Below are 11,590 nucleotides of genomic sequence, written 5' to 3' on the forward strand. Positions count from 1 at the left end.
TGTCTTAGGAAAATTTTTCACATGAAAATCTTAATAATTATTCAATCCAGATTAGTGCTATTATTTTATCACCGAGGTAACATCAGCGCAATTTAAACTTTTTTATGATGCTGATTAACATTTGTTTTTGCATCACAGCTTTAGCGAGTAAAAGTTTAAAAAAACTTCACGATGCATAATTATACATAAATAACGCATAAGTGCATATGCAATGAAAGCGTTACAAGATTTTTCATCCCTTCTAATATGTTTGCAAGAAAAAGGGTTTTTATGATTTTAAATCAAAAAAAGCGTCTCCCGGAGGAGACGCTTTTTTATACTTTTTTTTCAAAAAATCTATCAGTTTATACAGTCAAAACTTGTTCACTTTTCACTCCAACTTCATTCTCACGGCTACGAGTCATGAAGTAAGCGAAGGTAAGAGCAAGGAATCCAAGACCAAAGATTGCCAGGATACCTACATCTCCCCACATTGCACTGAAGTCACCTGTAGAAATTACTGCTTTAAGACCACTAACTGTGTAAGTCATTGGAAGCAGTGGATTAAAGAATTTCATCCAATCAGGGATCAATTCAAGCGGGAATGTTCCGGCACTAGTTGTTAATTGGAAAATAAGAATAACGATAACAACGAAACGTCCCGGTTGATCCATCCAAGTAACAATCGCTTGAACTACCCATGTGTAAACTAAACTTGTTAAGAATGTAAATACGAAGAATAGCGGTTTACTTTGTACTTCCAATCCAAGTCCATACAATACAACCACAGCAGCCAGCATAGACTGGATAAAGCTCATGATTGTGAAAGTAAGCGTACGGCTAATGAAACGGTTCATACGGCTAGCACCAAGGACAGCCGAATCACGCATTGGAATAACAATTGTTGAAATCAAAGCACCTACAAACAATCCAAGGGATAGGAAGTAAGGAGCAAAACCTGTACCATAGTTCGGAACATGATTCACAACTTGATCCTCAACCACCACTGGTTGTGCGAACATTTCCATCATTGCATCTGTTTTGTTCACACTGCCTGTTTTTTCAGCAGCATCGCCAAGCTTAGTTGCCAGTTCTGTTGATCCAGATTTCAGATCATCCATACCATCTTTCAGCTCGCCTGCGCCATCAGCCAGTTTTTTCGAACCATCTGCTACAGCACTGATACCGGAACCTAGTTCGCCTACACCGCTTAACAGTTTTGTAGTACCATCGCCAAGCGCTTTACCGCCTTCAGCCAGCTTGCTGCCTCCAGCTGCAGCTTCTTTAAGCTTCGCACCAAATTGTTGCATCCCTGCATTCAGCTTATCTCCACCGGTTACAAGTGCAGATGCGCCTTGTGCCAGTTTTTGTTGTCCTGTCAAAAGCTGTGTGCTACCAGCATTTAATTGCTGTGCTCCATCATGCAACTGAGTTACACCAGCAGCTAACTGCTGTGAACCTGAGTGCAATTGAGTTGCACCTTGTGCCAGCTGCTCTTGTCCACTGTGGAGTGCAGTAGCACCCTGTGCCAGCTGCTCTTGACTTTGTTGCAGTTGCTCACTGCCTTGTGCCACAGCTGCACTGGCTGCCAGCAGCTTCTGTACCGCTGGATTTTGTGCCAGCTCAGGACTAGCCTGTGCCAATTGCTCCAATCCTTGAGCTACCGCTTTAGCACCCTCAGTTACCTTCGTGCTGCCTGCGGCGGAAGCTTGCAAACCTGCTTCCAGTTTCGCGCTGCCATCTACGGAAGAAGTTAAGCCTGCTTCCAGCTTCGCGCTGCCATCAACTAAAGATTGTGTTCCTGCTTGTAGTTTAGAAGTACCATCCACAGCAGACTGCGTTCCCGCCTGAAGCTGTGTTGCACCTGTTACAGCTTGTTTCAAGCCGTCACTAAGTTGTTTACTGCCGGCAGCACTCTGTGCAACACCGTCTTGAAGCTGCGTATGTGCAGTAGACAGTTGTTGCAATCCGCTTGCCAACGTGGTTGATCCTGTTTTAAGCGCCGTAGCACCTGCATTCAAATCAGTCACGCCTTGTGTAAGGGGTTCTACACCATTTTGAAGTTTACCTGTACCATCTGTCAGTACAAGTAGATTATCTTTCAGCTTCAAGGCTCCGTCATCTAGCTTACCAGCGCCATCAGCGATCTTGGAGGCTCCATCTCCTGCTTCGCCCAATCCATCAGATACTTCTGTAATCTGATTGAATACAGACTCTACATAAGCTTCAGTTACTTTAGCAGATACTTTATTTTTAATTTCTGCTACAGCAGTACCACCGATTTGACCAGCCAAGAAGTTGTAACCTTCATTTGGCTCATAAATAATTTTTGCAGGCTGTGGTTCATCATCCATAAGAGTAGTAGCTTTAGCAGAAAAGTCTTCCGGAACAATGATCGACATATAATAAGTATTGTCCTTCATTCCTGCTTCCGCTTCTTCAAGGGAAACGAAGTTCCACTGGAAGCCGTCGGTTACCTTCAACTCTTCTATAAGATCATTACCGGCTTGTAGTTGCTTGCCTTCATAATTAGCGCCGACATCCTGGTTGACCACAGCAACCGGAAGCTCATTCATCTTGCCATACGGATCCCAGAATGCCTTCAGGAAGAATCCGCTGTACATCACCGGAATAAATAGGATAGCAATCATTGGAATTAGCACCTTCGGATTTCTAAGGGCTGCGCCAAGATCCTTGGTAAATACGGATAATGATTTCATTCTGGTTCTCTCCTTATGAGCTTATGCTCTCTTTAAAATGCTTTGTTTGCGAAATATTACGTAACACTAAGTGACTGTTTTCCCCATTCGGTCAATTCAGGGTATAAAAAAATGCCTCGCGGCTCTTTTTCAATGCCTAATCCATCTTGAGAATTGTTAAGGGAAAGCGAATCGAGTAAAGCTGAGAACGCCATCCCTGTCCTGAATCAACCCTTACTGTGCCAATCCTTCGGCGAGAAACAAATGAAAATACATCTTGATCTGTTCCTTGTCCAAGGGAGTATGTGTTTTATTCAGTTCAGCAGTCAATACAATATATAATCTGAACATGACTACCGAGACGATTTTGGGATCGCAAGGTTTGATTTCTCCCTGTTGGAGCGCTTGTTGCACCTCCCGTTCTAAATATTCTAAAACTACGTTCTCGATCTTCTCGAGTCCTTCTCCAGCCTGCGGCGTACCGAATTCGCGATTCTCCTGGGAAAGTTTTATGAATAGCTCCTGCTCACTTCGAAACTCAAGCAGAGCATCCAGCACACGATGCAAGTTGTCAAAGAAGGGTCTGTCTCGCCTGATCTCCCGCTCAGCAATCGTCTTCATTTCCATCATCATATCGTGCAGGATCTCGTCAAACAATTGCTCTTTGTTTGTAAAAAAGGTGTAGATGGTCCCCTTACCGACATTTGCAATCTTAGCAACCTGATCCATTGTAGTTGCCTTATAGCCAAATAATGAAAAAGATTTTGCTGCGGCCTGAAGCACCTGCTGTCTTCGATCCACCACTGCCACCTGTGCACACTTCCTTTCTCCAGAAAATATCGTTCCCGCTGACTTCTGACCATTTTACTAATCCGGTCAATTGGTCATTCACTACTTTATCATGTTGTTTTCTAGTTTGCAATACTTTGGGCGAACCTTTTATTTTTTTTATTTATTGCAGGGTTTTAACTTTCTATTTACGTCTTACTTGTATAATGTGAGTATAGTATAGATTTCCTAGTATAATTAGAAGAAGAAACGCATTTCTATAGAAAAGGAAAGTAGCAGGTGAACTTATGCGAAAGAAAAGAGTACTGCTGTTTTCGGAAGGCTTCGGTACGGGCCACACAGGAGCAGCCTATGCTCTGGCCGAAGGAATAAAGCTGCTGAATCCGGATGTCCAATGCCGAGTCATCGAGCTGGGGAAATTTCTTAACCCGACGGTCGCCCCTTGGATTCTTTCCGCTTACCGCAAAACAGTTAGCAGCCAGCCTAAGCTGGTCGGCATGATGTATAAGACACAATATCATAAATCATTGAACCCGTTGACTAAAATGGCGCTTCACCGGATTTTTTATACACATGCTTCACAGGTCATTGAGCAGCTAAAGCCTGATTTAATTATCTGCACTCATCCCATTCCGGCTGCGGTCATTTCCAGACTGAAACGTCGTGGACTACATGTGCCTCTGTATACATTAATTACTGATTATGATGCACATGGGAGTTGGGTAAATTCTGAGGTCAATCGTTATCTCGTATCTACCCCACGCGTCAAGTCCATTCTGACAGGCCGTGGGATCGCTCCAGAGCTAGTAACCGTCACTGGCATCCCAGTGCATCCAAAGTTCTGGGAACGCTCCAACAAGACGCTGCTACGCAAGGAACTGGGATTGGCTGATATTCCAACCGTACTCATTATGGGCGGAGGATGGGGGCTGATGTTCGGCAAAGAGATTATGCATTCCCTCACCGCCAGAATGGATGATATTCAGCTCGTCTTCTGTATGGGCAGCAATGAGAAGCTAATCGCCAAAATGAAGTCCAATCCACTGCTCAATCATCCCAATGTTAAAATTCTGGGATATAGCAGTGAAATCAATAAATTGATGGATGCCTCAGACCTGCTGATTACGAAGCCTGGAGGCATGACCTGTACGGAAGGTCAGGCCAAAGGAATTCCAATGCTTTTCTATAAAGCTATTCCAGGTCAGGAAGAGAAAAACTGCCAATATTTCGTAGAGCTTGGGCTGGCAGAGGTGCTCGACTCGGAAGTAGTGAACAAATGGTTCACTATGATGCTTCGTGAATATTCAGTTCTGGAAGAGCAACGCAGACGACGTCTCGCTCCAGATAAACATCAACCGCAAAGCTGTGCAACTACTGTTCTGAAGATGTTAGGTAATCCCGTAAGCGAGGCAACTGAAGTCAGAGGCACAAGAGCACAAGCACGTAATGAAGAACCTGTATGTATTACACCTTAAAGAATAAGCAGGCAGTCAGGGAATTTCCCCCGGCTACCTGCTTTTTTTATAATATAAATCGGATTGGTTAAATTTCTACGCTCTCACCAGCTTTAAGCGGAAAACCTTCTACTCCCTCTTGATGCAGGCGATCGCAGAAATCAGCACCATCCTGAGCAATATCCGGAAATGTATTGTAATGTAGCGGGATCACTTTATCCGCCCGCAGCCAGCGTGCGGCCAGCAAGGCGTCATCCGGTCCCATGGTTAGCATATCGCCTATAGGAAGAGCTGCCAGGGCAATCGCATTCCTTTCTCCAATGAGGCGCAGATCGCTGAATAGTGCGGTATCCCCCGCATGGAAAATCGTCTTGCCCTCAATCGTCAACAAAATCCCCGCGGGTTGTCCAGCATAAATCCAAGAATCGCCCTCCTGAATGGATGAGGAATGAAACGCCTGCGTAAATTTCACAGTCATCCCTGCATAGGTATGACTACCACCTATATTCATGTGCTTAACCTGTGCACCCTTCATCCGGCAATATTCGGCAAGCTCAAACACCGCAAAGATCGGACAATCATTCTGCTTGGCAATTTCGACAGCATCTCCTAAATGATCAGAGTGGCCGTGAGTAAGCAGAACGGCATCAACGGAAATATCGGCAGGTGAAATACCGGAGTTCGGATTACCTGACAAAAAAGGGTCAATAATAACCTTCACGTTCCCCGTCTCTACCAGCAGAGCTGAATGTCCATAATAAGTGATTTTCATGGTTATCTTCCACCTCCAGATTCATATAGTTTAGTTTACCCTATATAGCGCTGAGGTTCACAGATCCACCAAATTATTTATAAAAAGTATGATTGCCAATAGTTTTAACATAAGTCTGTGAATGATGTACGGTCAGATCCTGTGCAAGTTTTAGCGACAAGAAAAAATAAGTATTATCGGGAACTTCCTTTACTCCGGAGAGTGCAGCATTCACCGCTTTAATACTATCATCGTTAGGCTTCACACGGTTAAGACGCCCGTTAGCTACAGGGCTGAACTGGCTCTTCTGATAAATAACTTTATATATCGTGTCGGGGAAATTGGCTGACCGCAGCCTATTCAGAACAACGTTGGCAACTGCCACCTTGCCCTTGTACGGTTCACCTTCCGCCTCTGCCATTACAATTTTTTGTAGCAGAAGCAGTTCTTCTTCGGATACAGCGTAGCGCCGGGTTGCTTTACTTTGCTGCTCCTGGCTTAATAGCTCTGTCCGAGAGAAGTACAATGTTGTGAGGGGATGTTTCTGAGAAGCCGAGGCTATCTTCGCTGTCGCCTGACTACTCTTTGTTGCTGTTTCCGCCAATTGCGACGCTTTTTGCGCAGCTGGCTTGGATTGTACTACATCAGCCTTCACCCGAATAATGGAAACGTTCGATGTGTTTTTTGTGTTTTTTTGTTTTATTTTTTTTACACTAAGCCATTCCACACCCTTCGCCGGTTTCCAAGCGGAACTTAAAAGACTGAGTGTGTTATTAAGCTTATTGGCTTGTGTAACTTCAGTAATGCCCCTCGTAATGCTACTCGTTATACTAGACTTCGATTCATCTTGCAAAAGAGAAAGTACGGATGCACGGCTGGTGGATTGCAACTTATCCATCTGCACCCTGTCCATCTTCCCTTCCGCAACTTGTTCGGGTTGCAATAAGCTTATGGCAGAGAAACACACTAGTATAACGCCAACGAGCAACGCAATATAGCGGTTTTGTTTAAAAATTAACATGATATTCCTCCTATTTCACGGCACATTCCTATTGTATGTAACCGAAAACGGAAGCTTTGAAAACTTTATTATCGATTTTAAACTGTAAACTTTTCAATAATTTCATACATAGGAATGGCATACATTCTGGTAGCATACAACACAAAACTATCAATCGTCCAGTCTCTCTGATAGTTTTTTAGGTTCCAATCACCATCCAATTTCAGTAAGTTTTCCAGCAATTTATCATCATATGAATTTTTTCCCCGGTACTTTCGAGCCACGGTAAGATGCGGTTTATAGGCCCTGGATTCGCCTGAAAAACCTAATGGAAACGTCGCAGAATGCACTCTCGCAGCTAATTGATTTAATGCCTCTATTTCGCCAGAAACCCCTATCCACAGGACTCTTGGGGAAGCTGGAAGACCAAATGTGTCCCATTTGTCCAAAGAGAGATTGAAGGGGCTGCCTTGACCCGCGATCTGCCTTAATGATTTTACTAAATCTGGAATTACGGTCTTGGGGGTATCTCCTAAAAATTGCAGGGTAATATGATAATCTTGCGGATTTGTCCATTTAGCAAATTCAAAATTTCCAGCTAGCTTTGAACATGCCTGCGCCACTATTTCTTGCAGCTCAGAAGGTAATTTCACAGCTAGAAAAAGCCGTTCTGATTCGTTCTCTGATACTTTAGTATTCATGGTCAATTTCACCTTCTCCAATAGATTTGGTATTCTTAACCTATAACATGATCCATATCCATTAAACCACAAAGTAGGAGGAACACATCATGACTAAGTCTATAGTATGTCTACAACCACTTACATCTCAGCAGCAGGAAAGGATCAAAGCGGCTGCCCCAGGCTATACATTCACACAAGGAGACGCCAAAAATCCAGATTTGCAGCTGCTTGCAGACGCAGAAATCGTAATCGGCTGGGCTAAAGGTATTTCGGATACACTCCTTCGCCCCGAGTCCTCCCTTCGCTGGGTTCAGTCCTGGTCTGCTGGTATTGAGAAACTTCCTCTCGATCGTCTTAAGGAACAAGGAGTCCTGCTCACCAGTGGGAGCGGAGTTCATGCCGAGCCTATTTCTGCGGTAATCTTCGGGTTCATGCTTCTCTTCACACGTAATTTGCATACGGCTGTACGCAATCAGCAGAACCATATTTGGAAATCTGATGGCAGTGAAAGCGAGCTGTCCGGCAAAACAGCCGTTATAGCTGGAACTGGAGCGATCGGCAGTGAAACCGCCAGAATTGCTAAAGCCTTCCGGATGAAGACTATCGGTGTCAGCCGTTCCGGTAAGCCAGTCGCAGACTTTGATCAAATCTATACAACAGATCGTTTATCCGAAGCTGTAAGCCAAGGCGATTTCATCATCAATACCCTTCCTATTACCGATGAGACCAAGCATTTATTTAATGCCACCAGCTTCTCCGCGTTTAAAGAAGGCTCCTATTACATTAACATTGGCCGTGGCGCAACTACCGATACTGAGGCTCTGATCGATGCATTGAATCGCGGACAACTCCGTGGCGCTGGGTTGGATGTTTTTGAGACCGAACCCCTTCCGCAGGATCATCCGCTTTGGTCTATGGAGCAAGTAATCATCACTCCACACTCCGCTGGAATTACAGATCAATACGCTGACCGGATCGTTAATATTTTTACCGAAAATGTGAAGTCTTACTTATCATCAGGCACACCTTCTCTAAATCTTGTTGATTACGACCGGCAATATTAATAATATGCTTTACAAAACAAGAACATCTGTTCTATAATAAGAAAATCCAAAGTTATCCATAAAGAGAGGGTTAGTGAAATGAAGGTCACGGTCACAGAATTTAACGAGCAATGGAGTCTAATGTTCATTGAAGAAGCTCAGAAGATTAAAGACATCTTTGCTGATGCCCTCGTTGATATTCACCATATTGGCAGCACTTCTGTTTCCGGACTAAAAGCTAAACCAATCATAGATATAATGCCTGTAGTACGAAATATCGAAGCTGTAGATGAGTTCAACCAGCAAATGACAGCACTTGGTTATGAATGTATGGGTGAGTTCGGTATCAGTGGCAGAAGATATTTCAGAAAAGGCGGAAATAGCAGAACCCATCATGTTCATGTCTTCCAAATGGATAATAAGATAGATATCGACCGTCATCTGGCTGTAAGAGACTACCTTCGATCACATCCGGAGACGGTTAAACAGTACGGAGATTTGAAGGATACTCTTGCCAAACAATTCCCAGAGGACATTGCAGCTTATATAGACGGGAAAGAAGAATTTGTGGTTAATCTTGAAAGAACTGCATATGAGTGGTATTTAAATCAATAATCCTTATAAAAATAGCCCCTGCTGTTCATTTAGATCATCCTAAATGAACAGCAGGGACTACTTGTCTAAGAGCCTCTAATCCAAATCATAAATCGAGCCGACTTTCAGTCCGTACAGCTCATTATATATTTTCTCTGCAAAAGCATCAGTCATCCCTGCGATATAATCAATCACCATATGCTCCCAAGTCCAAATCGGTTTTGCCTGCTTCTGATCTTTCTCAAATCGCTGCAGCCAATCCGATGGAATAATGGCTTTAGAGGTCTGTGGATCCAAAAATGCTCCCCATAGACGGCGCAAAATCCACTCACTACGTTTCTGCAGCCGCTGCACACGCAAATCACGGATCATAGTAACCCACGCGAAGCTTTTCAGCACACTTACGGTCCGCAGCATATCTTCGTCTTCTTTTCCTTCCTTTATAAAGGTGACCTTCTTCCAGTCTCCATCTTGGATCACTCCCAAGCTGGCGACAAAGGTACTTACCCAATAAGCCTTAACTTCACGTCGAGTGCGGGAATAGTCATTTTCGCAGGTTGGCATTTTTTCCTTCCAAACCCGAAGAAATGAACTGAGCACTTCCTCGACCTTCGCGCGAATGCCTTCCTCTTCCCAGCCCTTCCAGAAGAAATCCTCGAGCGTGGTGATTTTCTCTACGATTAACCGCTGGATATAAGAATCATGCATAAAGTGTTCATGCACTTCAATCTTTCCGGCTTTAATCCCATCCTCCAGATCATGTGCAGAATAAGCGATATCGTCACAAAGGTCCATAAGCTGAGCCTCTAACGTTTTCTTACCTGCCGGTATTCCCCACTCTTTGCGGATCTCCGAAATATATCCCCATTCGTGAAGGTACATCCCCTTCTTCAGCGAGGTGCCGGGAAAAGGATACTTATTTATGCCTAGCAGCACAGCATCTGACAGATTTAGCCCATCAATATTCTCACGCTTCTCCAGAAACATAATCAGCCTATAATTGTGGGCATTGCCTTCGAAATGCTCATAACGTTGCTTCATCTGCTCATGGATCAGCAGGCGATCCACACCCGTTGCGCCTGATTGCAGCGCAGCTTCGTTAGTTTTCTTTTCAATAAGCTGTTCCAAAATATTATCCAGCACTTCTTCCCCTTTATGTCCAAAGGGAGGATGGCCAAAATCATGAGCGATAGCTGCGCATTCCACTACCTCTGGATCTATAACAAGACCCGGATTCTCCGCCTTGGTGGTTTCCACTTCTGGATACGATCGCAGCAGACTTTTCGCCGCCTCACGAGCAATCTGTGCAACTTCAAGTGAATGAGTCAGACGCGTGCGGTAATAATCACCCGTCCCAGCCCCGAATACTTGTGATTTACCTTGCAGCCTCCGAAAAGTAGGCGAATGAATCAGGCGTGAATAATCACGCTCATAAGCAGCTCTCGACGTTTCTAGGCGGGTAATCTCCGGATACTGCCGGTGTTCTCTTTTTTCAATAAGTGTCATGTTCCCACCACCCTAACCAAATGTCTGTATATAGTACTTCATTATAAGGCATTTTCATAACAATTTTCACATCAAAATACAAACGCTAATTTAATTATAGACGGTCACGTGGATAACTATGTAATCGTCAGAAGCCAAAATGAATCTCATAACCTGTACATGAAGATATAGTAGAAAGAAGAATGAGCACGAAAAAAGACTGGTTGCCTATACAAAACTGAAACTATGAATATACCGACCCCCAAAAGGAGCACTCTAAAATAAAAAAACAGGTGAAATGATGAAAACTTGCAGCAAAATTATGTTGATCACCCTTGCATTCTTTTTATGCTTCACGAACTCTGCTCTAGGTAGTCCAAGCAAAAACCGCGACTACTACGAAAAAAGAGGAGACATGATTTGGGAAGTACATACTAACCAAAAAGTGATTGCATTGACGTTCGACGACGGTCCTGACCCTTCTGAAACCGATCAAATCTTAAAGGTATTGAATCAATATCATGCGAAATGCACCTTTTTTGCGATAGGAAAAAGAATTGCAGCCTATCCAGAGGTAGCGAAACGAGTTATTGCTGAGGGGCATGAATTAGCTAACCATACCTACAATCACGTTTATTTTAAAAAACCTATTAATGAAGCACAATTTGAGCAGGAGCTAAGATTGACCGAAGAAGAGATTATAAAAGTCTCCGGTAAACATAGTTCACTGTTCAGACCACCAGGCGGCATGTATGACGAGACCTTAGTTGATCTGTCTAACAATATGGGCTTGAAGCCAATATTATGGTCCTGGCATCAAGATACTCGTGACTGGAATCGCCCAGGCGTATACAGTATTTCGAACAAGGTCATTCGAAATGCACGTAATGGGGACATCGTTCTGTTTCATGATCATGTGCACGGGCAGTCACAAACTAGAGAAGCTCTTAAAATTATTTTGCCGGAATTAGAAAAGAAAGGCTTTCGATTTGTAACTGTCTCTGAGTTGATCAAATTATCCAGTACACAGCAGGCGGGTAAACAACAATAGGCTAATTGCACAGGACTTCAAAATAGGGTAGTCTTGTCCTAATATGAAGTTCTGGAGGCTTT

At 43.7% G+C, this 11,590-nt stretch carries 10 protein-coding genes; 4 read left to right on the plus strand and 6 right to left on the minus strand.

Going from position 1 to position 11,590, the window contains the following annotated elements:
- Positions 1–344 precede the first annotated feature (344 nt).
- Both NST45_RS22400 and NST45_RS22405 read right to left on the minus strand, forming a co-directional pair.
- Positions 345–2,699, minus strand: coding sequence for a YhgE/Pip domain-containing protein (locus NST45_RS22400; RefSeq protein ID WP_038568922.1), 2,355 nt, complete (start codon positions 2,697–2,699; stop codon positions 345–347).
- Between the two features lie 213 nt (positions 2,700–2,912).
- Positions 2,913–3,488, minus strand: a complete 576-nt coding sequence (locus tag NST45_RS22405; protein WP_036676550.1) for a TetR/AcrR family transcriptional regulator — start codon at positions 3,486–3,488, stop codon at positions 2,913–2,915.
- Between the two features lie 266 nt (positions 3,489–3,754).
- Here NST45_RS22405 and NST45_RS22410 point away from each other — a divergent pair, with 266 nt between their 5' ends.
- Positions 3,755–4,942, plus strand: coding sequence for a UDP-N-acetylglucosamine--LPS N-acetylglucosamine transferase (locus NST45_RS22410; protein WP_036676553.1), 1,188 nt, complete (start codon positions 3,755–3,757; stop codon positions 4,940–4,942).
- Between the two features lie 67 nt (positions 4,943–5,009).
- Here the strand turns inward: NST45_RS22410 and NST45_RS22415 are convergent, their stop codons facing one another.
- The 3 genes from NST45_RS22415 to thpR all read right to left on the minus strand — a co-directional run bounded on the left by NST45_RS22415 (position 5,010) and on the right by thpR (position 7,373).
- Positions 5,010–5,693, minus strand: coding sequence for a metal-dependent hydrolase (locus NST45_RS22415; RefSeq protein ID WP_036676555.1), 684 nt, complete (start codon positions 5,691–5,693; stop codon positions 5,010–5,012).
- Between the two features lie 73 nt (positions 5,694–5,766).
- Complete coding sequence (locus tag NST45_RS22420) at positions 5,767–6,693, minus strand: cell wall hydrolase (RefSeq protein ID WP_038568918.1); 927 nt, start codon at positions 6,691–6,693, stop codon at positions 5,767–5,769.
- A 77-nt stretch (positions 6,694–6,770) separates the two neighbouring features.
- Entirely contained in the window at positions 6,771–7,373 is a 603-nt protein-coding gene (gene thpR / locus NST45_RS22425; RefSeq protein WP_036676561.1) for an RNA 2',3'-cyclic phosphodiesterase, read from the minus strand.
- A gap of 89 nt (positions 7,374–7,462) precedes the next feature.
- On the opposite strand from thpR, the gene NST45_RS22430 reads away from it, so the two are divergent.
- Both NST45_RS22430 and NST45_RS22435 read left to right on the plus strand, forming a co-directional pair.
- Positions 7,463–8,419: a D-2-hydroxyacid dehydrogenase gene (locus NST45_RS22430; protein WP_036676562.1), complete on the plus strand. Its 957-nt coding sequence runs from the start codon at positions 7,463–7,465 to the stop codon at positions 8,417–8,419.
- Between the two features lie 78 nt (positions 8,420–8,497).
- Entirely contained in the window at positions 8,498–9,013 is a 516-nt protein-coding gene (locus tag NST45_RS22435; protein ID WP_036676563.1) for a GrpB family protein, read from the plus strand.
- Between the two features lie 75 nt (positions 9,014–9,088).
- On the opposite strand, the gene dgt is transcribed toward NST45_RS22435, so the two are convergent.
- The gene (gene dgt / locus NST45_RS22440; RefSeq protein ID WP_038568916.1) at positions 9,089–10,498 is read right to left on the minus strand and encodes a dGTP triphosphohydrolase; all 1,410 of its coding nucleotides are present in this window, start codon (positions 10,496–10,498) and stop codon (positions 9,089–9,091) included.
- 394 nt (positions 10,499–10,892) lie between these two features.
- Here dgt and NST45_RS22445 point away from each other — a divergent pair, with 394 nt between their 5' ends.
- On the plus strand, positions 10,893–11,528 hold the full coding sequence (locus tag NST45_RS22445) for a polysaccharide deacetylase family protein (RefSeq protein ID WP_305953520.1): 636 nt from the start codon (positions 10,893–10,895) through the stop codon (positions 11,526–11,528).
- The last annotated feature ends 62 nt before the right edge of the window (positions 11,529–11,590 follow it).

This window comes from Paenibacillus sp. FSL R7-0163 (assembly GCF_037969975.1).
Classification (GTDB): Bacteria; Bacillota; Bacilli; order Paenibacillales; family Paenibacillaceae; genus Paenibacillus_AQ; species Paenibacillus_AQ odorifer.